This is a genomic window from Nocardia gipuzkoensis, from assembly GCF_021183645.1.
GTDB classification, from domain to species: Bacteria; Actinomycetota; Actinomycetes; order Mycobacteriales; family Mycobacteriaceae; genus Nocardia; species Nocardia abscessus.
In genome coordinates, this window is the sequence record NZ_CP089225.1 from 5,137,581 (window position 1) to 5,156,591 (window position 19,011).

The window sequence follows — 19,011 nt, forward strand, 5'->3', positions numbered from 1 at the left end:
GCGCTGGATCACACGACGAGGAGAACCGAAGATGGGCACCGATCCGAATCAGCGGGTGCGCGAACTGCTGGACTGTTACGACCGCGGTGACGCCTCGGCCGCCGACCTGCTGTGCGATCGGCATCCGGCCGACGGGGTCGCCTTCACGATCGTCGAGGCCGACCTGTCCTCGACCGACCTCACGTACGGCGAACTGCGCGAACGCTCGGCTCGCTGCGCCGCGGCACTCGCCGAACTCGGCGTCGAACCCGGCGACCGGGTCGCGACGCTGATGGCGAAGTCGGCGGACCTGGTGGTCGCTCTGCTCGGCATCTGGCGCCGCGGCGCGGTGCACGTTCCGCTGTTCACCGCGTTCGCGCCGCCCGCCATCGCGCTGCGGTTGAATGCGAGCCGGGCTTCGGTCGTCATCGCCGACGCCGACCAAGCGGCGAAGCTGGCGCCCGGGCCGGATCTGCCCGCGGACCCACCCTGGCGCTTGATCGTCGCCGGCGCCGAGGTCCCCCAGGGGGCGCTGGGGATGGCCGCACTGCTCGACAGCCATTCGGCCACCCACCCGCACGCTCGCCCCGTCGCGGTGGGCGGCGACGGACCGCTCGTCCAACTGTTCACCAGCGGCACCACGGGCACGCCCAAGGGCGTCCCGATTCCACTGCGCGCGCTCGCGTCGTTCCACGCGTACCAGGAATTCGCGCTGGACGTCCGGCCCGACGACGTCTTCTGGAACGCCGCCGATCCGGGCTGGGCCTACGGCCTCTACTACGCCATCCTCGCCCCGCTGGCCACCGGCATGCGCAGCATCCTGCTGCACGCGGGTTTCTCCGCCCCGCTGACCTGGAAGGTGCTGGAGACCTTCGGCGTCACCAATTTCGCCGCCGCCCCGACGGTCTATCGCGCGCTGCGCGCCGACAGTGCCACGCCGCCCGTGCATTCCCGGTTACGCCGCGCCTCCTCGGCGGGGGAGCCGCTGACACCCGAGGTCGTCGCCTGGTCCGTCGAGTACCTGGGCGTCGCGGTGCGCGACCACTACGGCCAGACCGAGCACGGCATGGTCATCTGCAATGCCTGGCACGAAGACCTCGACTCGGAGACCCCCGCGGGATCGATGGGCCGCTCGCTGCCGGGCTGGACTTGCGCCGTGCTCGCCGACGACGCCGACGACGTCGCTCCCACCGGCGAATTGGGCCGGGTCGCGATCGACACCGAACGCAGCCCGCTGCTGTGGTTCCGCGGCTATCTCGACGCCCCGGACCGCACCGCTGCGCGTTACACCGCCGACGGCCGCTGGTACCTCACCGGTGACGCGGGCTCGCGGGACGCGGACGGCTTCTTCCGCTTCTCCTCCCGCGACGACGACGTGATCATCATGGCGGGCTACCGCATCGGCCCGTTCGAGGTGGAGAGCGTGCTGGTGCTGCACGAGCGGGTCGCGGAGGCGGCCGTGGTGGGCATGCCGGACGAACTGCGCGGCGAAGTGCTGGAGGCGTTCGTCGTGCTGCGCGAAGGCGCCTCGGGCGGCCCCGATCTGGAGGCCGAGCTGCAGAACTTGGTGAAGAAGAAGTTCGCCGCACACGCCTACCCGCGCAAGGTCCACTTCGTGCCGAGCCTGCCGAAGACGCCCAGCGGCAAGGTCCAGCGGTTCGTGCTGCGCCACGGCGGTGCCCGATGACGCCGCCCGTGCCCAGCTACGCCTCCGGCGTGTCCGAACTCCCGCTGCTCGGCGACACCATCGGCGTCGATCTCGACCGGGCGGTGGCGGCGTTCCCGGAGCGAGAAGCATTGGTCGACCGCCCGACCGGACGTCGCTGGACATATCGGGAACTCGGCGCCGCGGTCGACGCCCTGGCCTGCGGCCTCGCCGGACAGGGCATCGGCAAGGGAGACCGGGTCGGCATCTGGGCGCCGAACTGCGCGGAATGGTTCCACGTGCAATACGCCACGGCGAAGATCGGCGCGATCCTGGTCACCGTCAACCCGGCCTACCGCACCAGCGAACTGGAGTACGTGCTGCGCCAGGCGGGCGTGCGGATGCTCATCGCGGCCGAGCGGTTCAAGTCCTCGGACTACGTCGCGATGATCGAGCAGGTCCGCCCGAAATGCCCGGAATTGGCGCAGGTGCTGGTGCTGGGGACACCAGAGTGGGACGAGCTGTCGCGCACCGAGATCGACGCCGACCGGCTGAACGCGCTCGGCGCGCGTCTGTCGGCCGACGACCCGATCAACATCCAGTACACCTCCGGCACAACGGGCTTCCCGAAGGGCGCCACGCTCAGCCACCACAACATCCTGAACAACGGCTATTTCGTCGGCGAGCTGTGCGGATACACCGAACAGGACCGGATCTGCGTTCCGACGCCCTTCTATCATTGTTTCGGAATGGTCATGGGCAACCTCGCGAGTACGAGCCACGCCGCGGCCATCGTGATCCCGTCGCCGTCGTTCGACCCGAAAGCGGCCTTGGCGGCGGTCGAGGCGGAGCGCTGCACCTCCCTCTACGGCGTACCGACGATGTTCATCGACATGCTCGCCGAACTGGATTCGGCCCCCGTGCAGCTGTCCACGCTGCGCACCGGGATCATGGCGGGCTCGCCCTGCCCGGTGGAGGTGATGAAGCGGGTGATCGATCGGATGGGCATGCGCGAGGTGTGCATCTGCTACGGCATGACCGAGACGTCACCGGTCAGCACCCAGACCCGTCGCGACGACGGCGTCGACCGGCGCACCGCCACCGTCGGCCGGGTCGGGCCGCACCTGGAGGTCAAGATCGTCGACCCCGCAACGGGTCTCACGGTGCCGCGCGGCGAAGCGGGCGAACTGTGCACCCGCGGTTACTCGGTGATGCTCGGCTACTGGGACGATCCGGACAAGACCGCCGAGGTCATCGACGCCGCCCGCTGGATGCACACCGGCGATATCGGCGTGATGGACGACGAGGGGTACCTGGCCATCACCGGCCGGATCAAGGACATGGTCATCCGCGGCGGGGAGAACATCTACCCGCGCGAGATCGAGGAATTCCTCTACACCCACCCCGACATCCTGGACGCGCAGGTGATCGGGGTGCCCGATCCGAAATACGGCGAGGAGCTGATGGCCTGGGTCCGAATGCGCCCGGGGACAACGCCGTTGGACGCCACGGCGGTGCGCGAGTTCGCCACCGGCAAGCTGGCGCACTTCAAGATCCCCCGCTACGTGCACGTGGTCGAGGAGTTCCCGATGACGGTCACCGGCAAGATCCGCAAGGCCGAAATGCGGGAAATCGCCCGAGCGATCCTTGCGCCATCACAGGAAATCACCCTGGATTCGACCAGCGACTACTGATTTACGGAGAACATGGGTAACTCACCGGGTACGCCCAGAAGTCCGCCCCCTGCGCTACCGCCGGCCCGCAGCAGAACGGCCGGGCACCTGCGACCGGCAAAGACGCGGAGAGGCGGGGGAGCGGTAGTGTCTCGGGCGTGACGACAGCGCCCGAGACTGCCAGTGCAGAGTCAACACCCGCCGTGCCACGCTCCGACGCCGCGGGCCCAGCCAGCGTGAACCGTCGCATCGCCGAGGAACTCGCGGTGCGTGAGACACAGGTGCGCGCCGCCGTCGAGCTCCTCGACGGTGGCTCGACGGTGCCGTTCATCGCCCGGTACCGCAAGGAGGTCACCGGTGGGCTGGACGACGCGCAGCTGCGCCTGCTCGACGAGCGTCTGCACTACCTGCGCGAACTCGACGAGCGCCGCGCCGCGATCCTCGAATCGATTCGCGGCCAGGGCAAACTCGACGACGCCCTGCACCGGCAGATCCTGCTCGCCGAGACCAAGGCCCGGCTCGAGGACATCTACCTGCCGTTCAAGCCGAAGCGGCGCACGAAGGCGCAGATCGCGCGCGAGGCCGGGCACGAGCCGGTGGCCGACGCCCTGATCCAGGACCCGAGTACCGATCCCGCGCAGTACACGGCCGAGCAGCTCGACGGCGCGCGCGCCATTCTGGTCGAACGATTCGCCGAGGATGCCGACCTGGTCGGCGAACTGCGCGAGCTGATGTGGAACCGCGGACAGGTCACCTCGACCGTGCGCGCGGGCAAGGAGGAGGCGGGCGCGAAGTTCGCCGACTACTTCGACTTCAGCGAGCCGTTCGACAAGTTGCCCTCCCACCGTATTCTCGCGCTGCTGCGCGGGGAGAAGGAAGAGGTGCTCACGCTGCACCTCGAACCGCACACCGAGGAGCCGCAGCCGGGCGAGCGCACCATCTACGAGGGCCGCATCGCCGCCCGCTTCGGCATCGCCGACCGGGGCAGGCCCGCCGACTCCTGGCTGCTGGACACCGTGCGCTGGGCCTGGCGGACCAAGCTGCAGGTCAGCCTCGGCATCGACACCAGGATGCGGTTGCGGCAGGCGGCGGAGAAGGACGCGGTCGACGTCTTCGCCGCGAACCTGCGCGACCTGCTGCTCGCCGCGCCCGCGGGCACCCGCACGACGATGGGCCTGGACCCCGGCTACCGCACCGGTGTAAAAGTCGCGGTGGTCGACGCCACCGGCAAGGTGGTCGCCACCGAGGTGATCTACCCGCACAAACCGCAGGGCCAGACCGAGAAGTCGCTGGCCGTGCTCGGCGCGCTGGTCGCCAGGTTCGGCGTCGAACTCATCGCCATCGGCAACGGCACCGCCTCGCGCGAGACCGATGCCCTTGCCGCCGAGCTGATCTCCCGCATTCCGGAGAACAAGCCGACCAAGATCGTGGTGTCCGAGGCGGGCGCCTCGGTGTACTCCGCGTCGGCCTACGCCTCGCAGGAGCTGCCCGACCTGGACGTGTCGCTGCGCGGCGCGGTGTCGATCGCGCGGCGGCTGCAGGACCCGCTGGCCGAGCTGGTGAAGATCGACCCGAAATCCATCGGTGTCGGCCAGTACCAGCACGATGTGTCCGAATCGCTGTTGGCCCGCTCGCTGGGCGCGGTGGTCGAGGATGCGGTGAACGCGGTGGGCGTCGACGTGAACACGGCCTCGGTGCCGCTGCTGTCCCGGGTGTCCGGCATCGCGGGCTCGGTGGCGGAGAGCATTGTGGCGCATCGGGATCAGAACGGCCCGTTCCGCAGCAGGACCGCGTTGCTCGACGTCCCGCGCCTGGGCCCGAAGGCGTTCGAGCAGTGCGCGGGCTTCCTGCGCATCCGCGGCGGCGACGATCCGCTGGACACCTCCGCGGTGCACCCCGAGGCGTATCCGGTGGTGCGGCGCATCCTGGAAACGACCGGTCGTCCCGTCGCGGAGGTCATCGGCAACACCACGGTGCTGCGCTCGCTGCGCGCCGGGGATTTCACCGACGAGCGCTTCGGTGTCCCCACCGTCACCGACATCATCGCCGAGCTGGAGAAGCCGGGCCGTGACCCGCGCCCGGAGTTCAAGACCGCCGAGTTCGCCGCGGGCGTGGAGAAGGTCGCCGACCTGAAACCGGGCATGGTGCTCGAGGGCGTGGTGACGAACGTGGCGGCGTTCGGCGCGTTCGTCGACGTGGGTGTGCACCAGGACGGCTTGGTGCACGTCTCGGCCATGTCGCACAACTTCGTCAAGGACCCGCGCGAAGTGGTGAAGTCCGGCGACGTGGTCAAGGTGAAGGTGCTCGAGGTGGACGTGGCCCGCCAGCGCATCGGCCTGACCCTGCGCCTGGACGACGAGCCCGGCGCGCCCGCCAAGGGCGGCGACAACCGGCAGCGCGGCCAGGGCGGCCAGGGCGGCCGATCCGGCGGGGGCGAGCAGCGGCAGCGGCAGAATGGTCAGAACAAGCAGCAAGGCCAAGGCCGCAACCAAGCACAGAACCGCGGCGGCAATCAGCGCCGCAACGCGCCCGCACCGAGCGGCGCGATGGCGGACGCGTTGCGCAGGGCGGGCTTCGGCCAGTAGCGCGGCGCACGGGAGGGAGTAGCGGCCATGCGACGGTGGCTCCACGAGGACGTGATCGCCCAAGGGCGGCTGCCGTTGCTGTGCTTCCTCCTCGGGTTCATCGTCGGGTTCCTGTTCATCCGTGTGAGCGTGCGGATGATCCGCGCGCGGGTGCGCTGGTGGCCGGGCAACCTGCGGGCCGGTGACACGCACGTCCATCACATGGTGTTCGGGGTGATCCTGGTGCTCGCTTCGGGCATCGGCATGGTCACCCAGTACCAGAGCGCCGATACGACCACCGCCGGTATCCTCGCGGCCGTCTTCGGCGTGGGCGCCGCGCTGGTCCTCGACGAATTCGCGCTGATCTTCTATCTGCGGGACGTGTACTGGGAGGAGCAGGGCCGCACGTCGGTGGACGCGGTGTTCGTCGCGCTCGCGGTCACCGGGTTGCTGCTGCTGGGCTTCCACCCGCTGTGGCTGCTGGACATCAACGACTTCCGGCACGATCCGAGCATCGAGGCCCGCCTCTTCGTCGTCGTGTTCTCCGTGGTCAACCTGGGGCTGGCCGCGATCGTCATCGCCAAGGGCAAGATCTGGACGGGTCTGTTCGGCATGTTCTTCCTGCCGCTGCTGTTCGTGGGTGCGCTGCGACTGAGCCGTCCGGGCGCGCCCTGGGCGCGCTGGCGTTACGGCGACCGCAGGCGTCTGATGTACCGGTCCATCGTCCGGGAACGGCGCTATCGTCGCCCGGTCATCCGCGCGAAGATCTTCGTGCAGGACCTGGTCGCGGGAAAACCGGACGTCGAGCACGTCCGCACGGCGGCGGAGGCGGAACTCACCCGCAAGGTCGTGCCCGCACCGCCCGCGCCGCATCGGCACCATTCGCTGTGGCATTCCGACCACGGTCCGCTGAATACGCCCAGCCCACCGCCCGCCCAGGACGCCATCTCCGGCGAGCAGAACCACCACTGACCCTGCTCTGCGGACCTGCCGTACCCGGGCCGATTTCTTCCGCGGTGCGCCGATCTGGCACAATGCACAGGTTGCCCTGGGTGATTGTCGACCCGGCGCACCCCATTGATCGGAGCATGAACCGGCCGAGCACGCCCAGTGCCGCCAGGGTCCTCTGTTCGCGCGAAACCATAAGGATGGAAATGAACACCCTTGACTTCGTCGACGAGAAGTCGCTGCGCAGCGACGTCCCCGACTTCCGGCCGGGCGACACGCTGAACGTGCACGTGAAGGTCATCGAAGGCTCGAAGGAGCGCATCCAGGTCTTCAAGGGCGTCGTGATCCGCCGCCAGGGTGGTGGCATCCGCGAGACCTTCACGGTCCGCAAGGTGTCGTTCGGTGTCGGCGTAGAGCGCACCTTCCCGGTGCACAGCCCGAACATCGACCACATCGATGTCGTGACCCGCGGTGACGTCCGCCGCGCCAAGCTGTACTACCTGCGTGATCTGCGCGGCAAGGCCGCTAAGATCAAGGAAAAGCGCTGAGTTAGCTTTTCGGCACACAGATTTTCCCCAGCCCGGCATCGGACCTCGGTTTCGCTGCCGGGCTAATCTGTTCGGCGTGGCAGACGAAAGTGGGTCGGTGTCGGTGTCCGAATCGGGCGACGAGAATACGCGGGCTGGTCGCGCACAGCGGCGGGCGAAGAAGAAGCAGCGGCCGTTCTGGCAGGAATTGCCGATCCTCATCGTGATCGCCGCGGTGATCGCCGCACTGATGGTCACCTTCGTCGGTCGGCCGTACGTGATTCCGTCGGAGTCGATGGAAACCACCCTGCACGGCTGCGCCGGATGCACCGGCGACCGCATCTACGTGCAGAAACTGAGCTATTACTGGAGCGATCCACAGCCGGGCGACGTGGTCGTGTTCGTCGGCCCGCCCTCGTGGAACACCCACTACAAGTCGATCCGCTCGGACAATTCCGCCGTCCGTGGCGTGCAGAACTTCTTCTCCTTCTTCGGCCTGGTGCCGCCGGACGAGAACGACCTGGTGAAGCGCGTGATCGCGGTCGGCGGTCAGACCGTGGAGTGCTGCGACCCGCAGGGCCGGGTGATCGTGGACGGCAAGCCGCTGGACGAGCCCTACGCTCGCTACCTCGCCCCGTACGTGCCGGGTCAGCCCTACAACGCGACCGGCGGACGTGAGTTCAAGCCCGTCAAGGTGCCCGAGGGGCATCTGTGGGTCATGGGCGACAACCGCAACCAGTCCGCCGACTCCCGCGCGCACATCACCGACGAACTGCAGGGCACCGTGCCGGTGGACAACGTCCGGGGCAAGGCGGTGTTCAAGATCTGGCCGCCCAGCCGGATCGGCCCGGTGCACTCGGAGAATCCCCAGTCGAACTGATCGCTCGGGGCGCAGGATAATTGGACGGTGGGGCAAGGTCGAGTGCCGGTGGGTAACGGATGGCCGCCGCGCGTGGTGATGCGCAGGGCGGGAGGTCTGCGCACGCTCGAGGCGGCGTTGATCCGCAGTGGCCTCGGGCCGGTCGCCGGAGTCGATGAGGCGGGCCGGGGGCCGTGCGCGGGACCGCTGGTCGTGGCGGCGTGCCTGCTCGCCCCGAAGGCCTACGACAAGCTGGCCGGTCTCGACGACTCCAAGAAACTCACCGAGGCCACCCGCGAAGAGCTGTACCCGGTGATCATCCGGCTGGCGCTGGCCTATCAGGTCGTCGTCATCCCGGCCTGGGAGATCGACTCGATCGGCATCCACGTCGCCAATATCGAGGGAATGCGCCGCGCCGTCGCCGGGCTCGGCCAGGAGCCCGGCTACGTGCTGACCGACGGGTTCCGGGTCCCCGGCATTCCCGTGCCGTCGTTGCCCGTGATCGGCGGTGACGGGGCGGCGGCCTGCATCGCGGCGGCGAGCATCCTGGCCAAGGTCACCAGGGACCGCATCATGGTCGAGCTGGACCGGCGGTTCCCCGGCTATGGCTTCGCCGCCCACAAGGGTTACAACACGCCCGAGCACACCGCCGCGCTGCACCGCCTCGGACCGAGCAGTGAGCACCGCCGCTCCTGGCGTAATGTGCGCGAGGCCGCCGGGCTGCGGCCGGTCGCGGCGGCCGCCGACGCCGCGGACGAGGTGCTGGCCGAGGGCCTCGGCGAGGCGTTGTCCGAGCAGTTTCCGAACGAGCGTACGGCTGGCCGAGTGGCTACCGACGCAGCGCATGCGCGATGATGTCATCACACGACGCGATGCGGCGAGAAGGAGGACGTCCCACCCGATGAGTGCCGAGGACCTCGAGAAGTACGAAACCGAGATGGAGCTCTCGCTGTATCGCGAGTACAAGGACATCGTCGGCCAGTTTTCGTACGTGGTGGAGACCGAGCGCCGCTTCTACCTGGCCAATTCGGTGGAGCTGCGGCCGCAGAACGCGGATGGCGAGGTGTACTTCGAGGTGCGGATGAGCGACGCGTGGGTGTGGGACATGTATCGCCCGGCCCGCTTCGTCAAGCACGTCCGGGTGATCACCTTCAAGGACGTCAACATCGAAGAGCTGGAGAAGCCCGACCTGCGGCTGCCGGAGTGAGCCGCAGAGTTCTGCACAGCGGCTCGGGTATCCACAAGTTTTCTGTTCTCCCAGGTCGGCGGCGCTGACCTGAGTCGCGCCCGGCGCACGCTGGCCGGGTGACTGACAGACAGGCGCTCGGCGCGCACGGGGAGGAATTGGCGGCGGAATATCTGCGCGCCGCGGGGATGGAGATCGTCGCCAGGAACTGGCGTTGCCGATACGGCGAACTCGACCTGATCGCACGCGACGGGGACGTGACCGCGTTCGTAGAGGTCAAGACGCGTTCCGGCCTCGGTTTCGGCACGCCGGCCGAGTCGGTCACCTTCGCCAAGCGGCAGCGGATCCGGCGGCTGGCCCTGTTGTGGCTGGCCGAACAGGACGGACCGTGGCGGCGCATCCGGTTCGATGTGGTGTCCGTGCTGGCGGTGCGTGGTCGTGCACCGGTCATCGATCATCTCGAGGCGGTGTTCTGAATGGCCCTCGGACGGGCGCATTCCGTCGCGGTGACCGGCGTCGACGGTCTGCTCGTCGAGATCGAGGCCGATATCGGGCAGGGCCTGCCCTCCGTCCACCTGGTCGGGCTACCCGACACCGCGTTGCAGGAGTCGCGCGACCGGATCCGTTCGGCGGTGGCGAACTCGGGGGAGAAGTGGCCCGACGGCCGGGTGGTCCTCGCACTGTCCCCCGCGACCTTGCCGAAGCTGGGCAGCGTCTACGACTTGGCGCTGGCCGTCGCGGTACTGGACGCGTCCGGTTCGGTCCCCTCCGAGCGGCTGGCGAAGACGGTGCTGCTCGGGGAGCTCGCGCTGGACGGGCGGGTGCGGCGGGTGCGGGGCGTCCTGCCCGCCGTGCTCGCGGCGCGCAAGGCCGGCTGGTCGACCGTCGTGGTACCGGCGGTGACCTTGGCCGAGGCCGGACTGGTCGAGGGTATCGAGGTCTTCGGGGCCCGCAGCTTGCGCGGCGTCGTGGCCTGGCTGCGCGGGGAAGGCTCGCTCGACGAGCCGGACGGCGATCTGCCGGATGCCGTGCGGCAGGGCGGCGATCTCAGCGAGGTGGTCGGGCAGGACGAAGCGCGCTGGGCATTGGAGGTGGCCGCGGCGGGCGGCCACCATCTGCTGCTCACCGGCCCGCCCGGTATCGGGAAAACCATGCTGGCCCAACGACTTCCGGGACTGCTGCCCCCACTCACCGAGACCGAGGCGCTGGAGGTGACCGCGATCCACTCGATGGCGGGCACGCTCGCCGGTGACCACCCGCTGATCACGGCGCCGCCCTTCGTCGCCCCTCATCATTCGACCTCGGTGACCGCGATGATCGGCGGTGGCTCGGGGACCGCCCTGCCCGGGGCGGTCAGCCGGGCGCACCGAGGGGTGCTGTTCCTCGACGAATGTGCCGAACTCGGCACGAAGGTGCTGGAGGCGATGCGAACGCCATTGGAAGAAGGGGAAGTACGCATCGCGCGGCGTGACGGTGTGGCGCGCTACCCGGCCCGCTTCCAGCTCGTGCTGGCCGCCAATCCGTGCCCGTGCGCCCCGGCCCGCGATGTCGACTGCATCTGCGCACCGCTGGCTCGCCGCCGCTACCTCGGCAAGCTGTCCGGGCCACTGATCGACCGGATCGACATCTGGGTGCGGATGCACGGGCAGTCCGGCGCGGCGTTCAGCACCGATGCCGCTGAGAGCAGTGAGGTGGTCCGGGGGCGGGTCGCCGTCGCGCGGCGCGCTGCCGCCGAGCGCTGGCGCGAGTACGGGTGGCTCACCAACGCCGAAGTCCCCGGTCACATCTTGCGCCAGCGGTTCCGGCTGCCACGCGAATCGATCGCTCCCGTCGAGACCGCGTTGCGTCTCGGCCGCATGTCCGCGCGCGGCGCCGACCGCGCCATCCGGGTCGCCTGGACCATCTGCGACCTACGCGGCGGCGAATTGCCGTCGGCGCAGGACGTTCTGGCCGCGTTGAACTTCCGTCAAAGGGGTGCGCAATGAGTGCGACGGTCCCGGCCGAGGAGGAGACGGCCACCGTGTCCGCGGCCGCGAGCGTGCCCGGGGCGGACGTATCGGCGGTGATGGATGTGCCTGCGGCCGCGAGCATTCCTCCGGCGCTGGATGTGCCGTTGGTGGCGAGCGTGTCCGAGGCGGACGTGTTTGCGGTGGTGGATGTGTCCGCGGCTGGGGCCATGCCTGCGGCGGTAGACGTGCCTATGGCCCCGACTTTGCCTGTGGTGGACGTGTCCGCGATGGGGGACGAGCCGGTGGCCGCGAGCATTCCTCCGGCGCTGGATGCGCCGGTGGTGGCGAACGTCCCCGCGGCGGTCGACGCGCTCGCGTCCGGTTCCGGGTCGCCGTCCGGCGAAGCCGATGCCCGGCGGCTCGCATGGGTGTACCTCTCGCGGGTGGTGCAGGGGCCGTGCGCGCCACTGTCGGCGCTCATCGAGTCGGTCGGGGTGGTCGAGGCGGCGCGTGCCGTGCGGGAGTGCGCGCTGCCCGAACCGCTCCGGGGGCCGACGGCACAGCGGCGCGAGGTCGACGTCGCGGCGCGGGACTTGGAGGCCATCGAGCGGATCGGAGGGCGCGTGGTGACGCCGGACGACCCGGAATGGCCCGCTTGGCGCATGCTCGGTTTCGCGCAGCTCGAGCCGGGCCGGGATCGCGACGGCGCCGTTCCGCTCGTGCTGTGGGTGCGCGGCCCACGCTCGCTGCTGGAGTCCAGCGAACGCGCTGTGGCGGTGGTGGGTGCGCGGTGCAGCACCGGATACGGAAACCGGGTCACGGGGGAGATCGCGGGCGATCTCGCCGCCCAGGGGTGGACCATTGTGTCCGGTGCCGCGTTCGGGATCGACGGCATGGCGCATCGGGCGGCGTTGGCGGTGGAGGGACCGACGATCGCCGTGCTGGCCTGTGGGATCGACCGGCCGTACCCGGCGCAGCACGATCGACTGCTGGCCGACATCGCCGAATCCGGCCTGGTGGTCAGCGAATACCCACCCGGTGTCACCGCGCAGAAGCACCAGTTCCTCGCCCGGAACCGCTTGATCGCCGCCCTGGCCGACGGCGTGCTCGTCATCGAGGCAGGATTGCGCAGCGGCGCACGCAACACCGTCAAATGGGCCCGCCGCCTCGGCCGTCCCGCACTGGCCGTGCCCGGCCCGGTGACCTCGGCCGCGTCGGTAGGGTGCCACCGCATGATCCGCGACGGCGAAGCCCTTTTGGTGACCCGTGCCGAGGAAGTCGTCGACGAGGCGGGGCCGCTGCGTTTGTCGATTCCCGAAGCGGCGGCAGGCGGTGATCCGCAGGACCGGCTGACCGGCGACGAGGCGCTGGTCTTCGCCGCGCTACCGAAAGTGGGTTCGCGCCTACCTCTCGAGGTGTCCCGGCAGTGTGGATTGTCCCTTCCGGTGGTACGTGCGACATTGGCCGCTCTCGAATTGGCGGGGCTGGTGGCCAGTGACGAAAGTGGTTGGCACCGAACGGCCCGCCGCCCGTGAGCGCGGCCGGCGCGGGGGCTTGCCATCCGGGGCGCGGGTCGCGACGGTGGAGGGATGGAGGAACTGCCCGAAGATCTGGAAGCGCTGCTGATGGAGTACGGCAGGCATCTGCGGCTCGGGCGCAACCGCTCGGAGCACACGGTGCGGGCGTATCTGGGGGACGCTCGGTCGCTGCTGGAGCATCTGTACACACGGTCGGCGGATTCGGCCATTCGCGAGCTGGACCTGCTGCTACTGCGGTCGTGGCTGGCGCAGCAGGCGGCGGCGGGTGCGGCACGAACAACCGTGGCCCGACGGGCGTCCTCGGCGCGCACGTTCACCGCCTGGCTCACCCGGACGGGCCGGTTGCCCGCCGATCCGGGGCTGCGGTTGGGCTCGCCGAAAGCGCATCGCGTGCTTCCCGCCGTACTCGGGCGGCAACAGGCGCTGGATGCCATGGACGCGGCACAATCCGGTGCCGCCCAGCGCGATCCGATGGCACTGCGGGATCGGGCGATCGTGGAATTGCTGTATGCCACCGGCATCCGGGTCAGTGAGTTGTGCGGGCTCGACATCGAGGACGTGGACCGCGAGCGGCGTGTGGTGCGCGTGCTCGGCAAAGGCAACAAGGAGCGATCGGCGCCGTTCGGCACGCCCGCCGACGAGGCGGTCGGCAATTGGCTGCGCTACGGCCGCCCCGCCCTCGCCACCGTCGACTCCGGCCGAGCGCTGCTGCTCGGCCGCCGCGGCAGGCGGCTCGACCAGCGCCAGGCCAGAACCGTGGTGCACGAGGTCGTCTCGGCCATCCCGGGCGCACCCGACATGGGTCCGCACGGTTTGCGGCACACCGCCGCGACGCACCTCCTCGAGGGTGGAGCGGATCTGCGTGTGGTCCAGGAGCTCCTCGGCCACGCCAGCATGGCCACCACCCAGCTCTACACCCACGTCTCCATCGACCGCCTCAAGAAGGTGCACGACCAGGCCCACCCCCGCGCCTGACGGTCTTACCCGGCACAGCGTTCGATCGGCCGCACCGGACAACGGCCACGCGGATCGGCTCACGGACTCACGTAGTACCGCACCTGCGCCTCTCGTCCGTCCGCGGTACGCCAGCCGCCGGGCCGGTCGGCGACGTGACGCCAACCGCGCCGCTCGTACATCGCCACCGCCGCCGCGCTGTCGGAGGTCACCGTGAGCACCGCGCGCTGTCCCCGGTCCGTGGCCAGGCGCGCGGCCGCTGTCAGCAGTTGCGAACCCACCCCCGCCCGGCGCGCGGCCGGGAGGACATACAACCGGATCACCGAGACGAGAGCCTCCGTGCCGGCCGATTCGCGCACGACCTCCGGCGTCCCGCTGCTCGCGCCGAGCCCGACGTGACCGACCACGGCACCGTCGCATTCGGCGACGACCGCCGCGAGGAGCTTGGGCGGCGAGAGCCACCCGGCCGGGTCCGTCGGCCAGACTTCCGGATATCGGTCGATCTCGTGGACGTGCCGCAGGGCTGTGGCGCAGGCGTCGAGGTCGCGCTCGGTTCGCGGTCGGATGAGGACGCTCATCCGACCATCCTGAACCATCCATCGCCACCGGGCGCCTATTCCGACTGAACGGTCTGTTTAGTGCCGATGTCGTGCACTCGGGGTTCGGGAAACGCCCGGTCGCATCGCGAAGTAGGCGAATACCCATGTGGCCGGCGCTCAGAAAGCGCACGCTGAGAGAAGCGAATCGGTGCCCGCAGTTCACGACGTACTTCGAGTGGGAAAGACGAACGATGCCTACGTCCGGCGGACAGGCCCTGAATCGCGGACTGTACTCATCAGCGGGACAGTCCGCGTGGTGGCAATCGGCCGCAGCCGCGGTGTCCCGGCCCGCCGGAGCGGACATGGCGCGCGAGATTTCGCTCGACGGCGGCCCGGCCAGCCTGACTATCGGGCGGTCCCCCACGGCCGATATCCCCGTCACTTCCGACCCGACCGTCTCCCGGCTGCACGCCGTTATCGAGCGTGTGGGCCGATGCTGGGTCATCGTCGACGACGGACTGTCCAAAAATGGGACATTCGTCAATGGCGAACGCGTCGGTGGACGGCGGAAACTCGACTCCGGCGACACGATTCGCGTCGGTCGGTCGGTATTCGTCTTCCGGGCGGCCGAATCCGTCGACGAGGACATGACGCTCGCCCATGCGCCACTGCCCACGCGCAATTCACTGACCCCGGCCCAGTATCTGGTTCTCGAGGCGCTGTGCCGACCATGCGACGCGCACAACGCGTATTCGTATCCCGCGACCAACAGTCGGATAGCGCGCGATCTGTGCCTGAGTATCTCGACGGTCAAGACGCACATGCGTGCGCTCTTCCGGATATTCCAGGTGGAAGCCTTACCGCCGAATCAAAAACGGCTGTTCCTGGTCGAACGGGCTATCGAATTCGGCATTGTCACCGACTCGGATCGGTAAGGCTTCGGCTGGATCCGGCGGAGTTCGCCCCAGATCCCGCTAAATCGGCTGGAAACCCGCTCCGGCGCCACCGCGCGCGTTCACGTCGGCGACGATCGCGGTGATGTCCGTGCCGAGTTGGGGTCCGAGACACGGCACCGCCAAGTAGCCGTTGACCATGCCGACCAGCGTGGTTCCGACGACGAGCGGTGCTCCCGAATCACCTTCGACCACACACGTCTGCGTCCAGGTCAGGTTGCCGCTGGTGAACACGTCACCATAGGCCACCCCGCAGGTCCGGCCCGTTGTCCTGCCTTCCTTGCACACGGTGTCCGGGGGGCGGGCGGGCCCGCCCAAGCCGGTGATGGTCGTGCCGCCCACCTGGTTGACCGGCGCGACCATCCCCGGATCGAACACGATCACGGAATAGTCCATGGTGCTGTCGGCATAGTCGACAGTGCCGACCGCGCCGGCGCCACGATTGTTTTCGGCGGCGACGGTGGCGCTCGCGTCACCGCAGTGCCCCGCGGTGAACCCGACGAGCCGACCGCTGGAGTCGCGCCCGATCGTCGTGAGAGTACAGATGTTCTGACCGCCGACGACGATGCCGGAGCCCCCACCCAGAACGGTGGAAGGCTCGGCGTGCGCGGTCCCGGGTGCCCCGAACAGCGCCGTGGCCGCGGCGAGTGCCGCGGCAGCGCCCACGAGTTTCCTGAACTTGGTCATCCGGTAATTCAACCGCACTTATCGGCGCGTCACGATTGATTTCCACAGTTTCCCCGGCTGGGCGCCGGATGAGCCGGGATCAGAATTCCGTCTTTTGTCTTCGATCCCCGGTTGCGGATCGCAGACAGGACGAGGCGCCTCGGGTTCACACCTCCCGAGGCGCACTCGTCTTCGAGGCGCTGCCTACGAATGCGGTCAAGCGGCGCAGACGAACACGGCGACCGCGTTGACGACCGGCGGAAGCAGCAACAAAGGAGCGCAGAAAATGCCCAGCGGCCATAACAGGCCCAATGTCGCGGGCTCGACCTGAACCGGTACCGGTTGATCCGCTACGTGCACAGGTCCGGGGGATACGTCCGGTGCTGCCGAAGCAAAACCTGAACCCAGGGCGATGACCGGTGCGATCGCTACCGCCGCCGCCGTTACGCGCATTTTGTTCGTGATCATGATGTCTCCGTCGATTGATTGCTTCACGAGCCCTCTTTTGTTGAAGGCCCACAGTGTGAACACACCATCAACTCTTCTCGGAGCGCGCGCGGGAGACCATCAGCCCCAGGGTCGGAATAGTTCATACCTCGAGCCACTCGCCCGCTCGGAGCGGGCCGCCGGCACGATCAGCCGTTCGCGACCGGGACGGTTTCCGGCTGCTCGACGACCGGTCCCGGCCGCCGTGCGCGCAGCAGGACCGCGCCGAGCAGGGCGGCGGCGATGCTGAATCCCGCGCTGATCCACGCGCCGGTGGACATGGCGGTGGTGAAGGCGTCCTTGGCCGGCTCGAGGTAGCCGAGCTGGAAGGCGGCTCCGATGGACTCGCGGGCCGCGTCGGGGGCGTCGGCGGGCATGTTCGAAGTGAAGACCCCGGCCAGCACACTGCCGAGGACGGCGATGCTGATCGCCATGCCGACCTGCTGCAGCGTGTCGTTCATCGCGGAGCCGACACCGGCGTGCTGCAGCGGGATGGCGCTCATGATGGCCGCGTACGCGGCCGGACCCGCCAAACCGCCGCCCACCCCCATCACGAGCATGCTGACCAGAATCCACAGGTACCCGCTCCCGACGGCGAGGATGCCGAAGGCCACACCCATGACGAGCAAGCCGGACACGATGAGCGTCTTGTTGCTCAGGGTCTTGCCGAGCGTCGCGCCGAGCCCGTTGCAGACCGCCGCGGCCACGGCGTACGGCAACAGCGCCAGCCCCGCCTTCATCGGCCCGTAGCCGAGCACGAACTGCAGGTACTGCGTCAGCATCAGCATGACCGCGCCCATGCCGAAGACCATCAACAGCAGCGTGAAGCAGGTGCCGGTGAAATCGCGACTGCGGAACACCGCCAACGGCAGCATCGGATGGGCCGATCGGCTCTCCCACACGACGAACGCGGCCGCCGCGACGACGGCAAGCACGATCACGCCGACGTTCCATTCCCGCTCGATGATCACGTAGACCGTCGCGCTCAGCGCCACCACGGACAAGACGACCCCGACCAGATCGACCGGCCGTTGCTCGCCGGTGGTCTCGGGCATCAGCACGACCGCCGCCACGATCGCGAGCGCGGCCACGGGGATGTTGAGCAGGAACACCGACCCCCACCAGTAGTGCTGGAGCAGAAAGCCGCCCAGCGTCGGCCCGGCGACGATGCCGACCATGGAGACCGTCGACCACGCAGCCATCGCCGTGCGCCGTTCGTCCTCGGCGAAGGTGGTCATCAGGATCGACAGGGTCGAGGGCATCAGCAGCGAACCGCCGACGCCCATCGCCGCGCGCGCGGCCACGACCTGCCACGGCTCGGTCGCCAGCACCGCGGCCAGCGACGCCACGCCGAACACCGCCAGTCCGGTGATCAGCGCTCGCCGCCTGCCGAAGCGGTCGGACAGGCTTCCCGCCGTGAGCAGGAGCCCGGCGAAGACCAGCACGTAGGCGTCCAGAATCCACTGCACGTCCGACGGGGTGGCGCCGAGCTCCCGGATCAGCGACGGAATCGCGAGATTGAGCACGGTGCTGTCGAGCATCAGCACGAGCAAGGACAGACAGAGGACCCCCAGAACCCACCAGCGGCGAGGGTCTCGTACAACGTTCGATTCCACCCGCACAGCGTACGAGAAAATCGAACAGTGTGCGAGTGAATATAAGATCGTGTTATGACCAAGCAGTTCGCCTCGGTATGGACCAAGCAGTCGCGCCAGCCCAAGTCCGCCGGGCTGCATCGTGAGCAGATCATCGCCGCGGCCGTGGAACTGCTCGACGCCGAGGGGCTGGAGGCGCTGAGCATGCGCAAACTCGGCGCGAAGCTCGGTGCGGGCGCGACCAGCCTGTACTGGCACGTCTCCAACAAGGAGGAACTGCTGGAATTGGTGCTCGATGAGTTCTGGGGCCTGGTGCGCACTCCGGAGCCCGAGCAGGCCTCCTGGCGCGAACTGCTGACCACCTTCGCCTACAGTCTCCGCGCGAGCATCCGGGAGCACCCGTGGATGGCGACCCTCGTGGGGCGGTTGCCCAGCATCGGCCCGAACTCGCTGCGCCTGAGCGATCGGCTGCGCCGCGCGTTCGTCCAGGCGGGTTTTCAGGGCGTGGACATCTACCTGGCCAGCGGAACGGTGATGTGTTTCGTCCTCGGCCAGGTGCTGCCCGAGATCGCCTGGGACACGGCGTACAAGGGTGCCGAGATCGACACCGACGGCGTCCTGCGCGTGATGACCGAACTGGCCGGTGACTACCCCGAAATGCTCGCGGATTATCAGGCGATCGTTCCGACGGACCAGGAGGTCGGGCGCGCGATGGCCTTCGACTTCGGTCTGCTGTGCGTCCTCGACGGCTTGGCGGCCCGCCTCCGGGCCGCACGGCGATCCGAGGAGTCCTCCGGGAGTCGTGTTCCGGAGGGGTGAGGCGGGAAAAGTGAAACAGGTTCTCTATAGTAGAGGATGGGTCGAGAACGTATTGCGCCGATAAACTGATACGTGTTCTATGGACGTGGCCGGTGGGGTCGCTCCGCACGGCAACGCGGCGCGCGGGCGCC

At 68.9% G+C, this 19,011-nt stretch carries 18 protein-coding genes; 14 read left to right on the forward strand and 4 right to left on the reverse strand.

The window, feature by feature from the left end; translation table 11 throughout:
- The first annotated feature begins 31 nt into the window (after positions 1-31).
- The 12 genes from LTT66_RS23265 (at position 32) to LTT66_RS23320 (ending at position 13,843) form a co-directional block, all read left to right on the forward strand.
- The gene (locus LTT66_RS23265) at positions 32-1,666 is read left to right on the forward strand and encodes an AMP-binding protein (RefSeq protein WP_233060655.1); all 1,635 of its coding nucleotides are present in this window, start codon (positions 32-34) and stop codon (positions 1,664-1,666) included.
- Positions 1,663-3,318: an AMP-binding protein gene (locus tag LTT66_RS23270; protein ID WP_233060657.1), complete on the forward strand. Its 1,656-nt coding sequence runs from the start codon at positions 1,663-1,665 to the stop codon at positions 3,316-3,318. The genes LTT66_RS23265 and LTT66_RS23270 overlap by 4 nt, the downstream gene beginning before the upstream one ends.
- Before the next feature lie 182 nt (positions 3,319-3,500).
- The gene (locus LTT66_RS23275; protein ID WP_233060660.1) at positions 3,501-5,882 is read left to right on the forward strand and encodes a Tex family protein; all 2,382 of its coding nucleotides are present in this window, start codon (positions 3,501-3,503) and stop codon (positions 5,880-5,882) included.
- 27 nt (positions 5,883-5,909) lie between these two features.
- Positions 5,910-6,833: a hypothetical protein gene (locus tag LTT66_RS23280; protein WP_228819493.1), complete on the forward strand. Its 924-nt coding sequence runs from the start codon at positions 5,910-5,912 to the stop codon at positions 6,831-6,833.
- A 182-nt stretch (positions 6,834-7,015) separates the two neighbouring features.
- A complete protein-coding gene (gene rplS / locus LTT66_RS23285; protein WP_011210681.1) occupies positions 7,016-7,357 on the forward strand; it encodes a 50S ribosomal protein L19 in 342 nt (113 codons plus the stop codon).
- Between the two features lie 76 nt (positions 7,358-7,433).
- On the forward strand, positions 7,434-8,216 hold the full coding sequence (lepB, locus tag LTT66_RS23290; protein WP_233060661.1) for a signal peptidase I: 783 nt from the start codon (positions 7,434-7,436) through the stop codon (positions 8,214-8,216).
- A gap of 78 nt (positions 8,217-8,294) precedes the next feature.
- Positions 8,295-9,050, forward strand: a complete 756-nt coding sequence (locus LTT66_RS23295) for a ribonuclease HII (protein WP_408638867.1) — start codon at positions 8,295-8,297, stop codon at positions 9,048-9,050.
- A gap of 46 nt (positions 9,051-9,096) precedes the next feature.
- Positions 9,097-9,402: a DUF2469 domain-containing protein gene (locus LTT66_RS23300; RefSeq protein ID WP_011210678.1), complete on the forward strand. Its 306-nt coding sequence runs from the start codon at positions 9,097-9,099 to the stop codon at positions 9,400-9,402.
- Between the two features lie 98 nt (positions 9,403-9,500).
- Entirely contained in the window at positions 9,501-9,857 is a 357-nt protein-coding gene (locus LTT66_RS23305) for a YraN family protein (protein WP_233060663.1), read from the forward strand.
- A complete protein-coding gene (locus tag LTT66_RS23310) occupies positions 9,858-11,366 on the forward strand; it encodes a YifB family Mg chelatase-like AAA ATPase (RefSeq protein ID WP_233060665.1) in 1,509 nt (502 codons plus the stop codon).
- 392 nt (positions 11,367-11,758) lie between these two features.
- Entirely contained in the window at positions 11,759-12,865 is a 1,107-nt protein-coding gene (gene dprA, locus LTT66_RS23315) for a DNA-processing protein DprA (protein ID WP_233069365.1), read from the forward strand.
- A 54-nt stretch (positions 12,866-12,919) separates the two neighbouring features.
- Complete coding sequence (locus LTT66_RS23320) at positions 12,920-13,843, forward strand: tyrosine-type recombinase/integrase (protein ID WP_233060667.1); 924 nt, start codon at positions 12,920-12,922, stop codon at positions 13,841-13,843.
- A 59-nt stretch (positions 13,844-13,902) separates the two neighbouring features.
- On the opposite strand, the gene LTT66_RS23325 is transcribed toward LTT66_RS23320, so the two are convergent.
- Positions 13,903-14,400 carry a GNAT family N-acetyltransferase gene (locus tag LTT66_RS23325; RefSeq protein WP_233060669.1) on the reverse strand — a complete coding sequence of 166 codons (498 nt, stop codon included), beginning with the start codon at positions 14,398-14,400 and terminating at the stop codon, positions 13,903-13,905.
- A gap of 125 nt (positions 14,401-14,525) precedes the next feature.
- Between LTT66_RS23325 and LTT66_RS23330 the strand changes: the two genes are divergently transcribed.
- Positions 14,526-15,296: an FHA domain-containing protein gene (locus tag LTT66_RS23330; protein ID WP_233060671.1), complete on the forward strand. Its 771-nt coding sequence runs from the start codon at positions 14,526-14,528 to the stop codon at positions 15,294-15,296.
- A 39-nt stretch (positions 15,297-15,335) separates the two neighbouring features.
- Here the strand turns inward: LTT66_RS23330 and LTT66_RS23335 are convergent, their stop codons facing one another.
- The 3 genes from LTT66_RS23335 to LTT66_RS23345 all read right to left on the reverse strand — a co-directional run bounded on the left by LTT66_RS23335 (position 15,336) and on the right by LTT66_RS23345 (position 18,082).
- A complete protein-coding gene (locus LTT66_RS23335; protein WP_233060673.1) occupies positions 15,336-16,001 on the reverse strand; it encodes a S1 family peptidase in 666 nt (221 codons plus the stop codon).
- A gap of 195 nt (positions 16,002-16,196) precedes the next feature.
- Positions 16,197-16,511 (reverse strand): hypothetical protein, encoded by a 315-nt coding sequence (locus tag LTT66_RS23340; protein WP_233060675.1) that lies wholly within the window; start codon positions 16,509-16,511, stop codon positions 16,197-16,199.
- A 104-nt stretch (positions 16,512-16,615) separates the two neighbouring features.
- Entirely contained in the window at positions 16,616-18,082 is a 1,467-nt protein-coding gene (locus tag LTT66_RS23345; RefSeq protein ID WP_233060676.1) for an MFS transporter, read from the reverse strand.
- Positions 18,083-18,136: 54 nt separating this feature from the next.
- Here LTT66_RS23345 and LTT66_RS23350 point away from each other — a divergent pair, with 54 nt between their 5' ends.
- Positions 18,137-18,880, forward strand: a complete 744-nt coding sequence (locus LTT66_RS23350) for a TetR/AcrR family transcriptional regulator (RefSeq protein ID WP_233060677.1) — start codon at positions 18,137-18,139, stop codon at positions 18,878-18,880.
- Positions 18,881-19,011 lie beyond the last annotated feature (131 nt).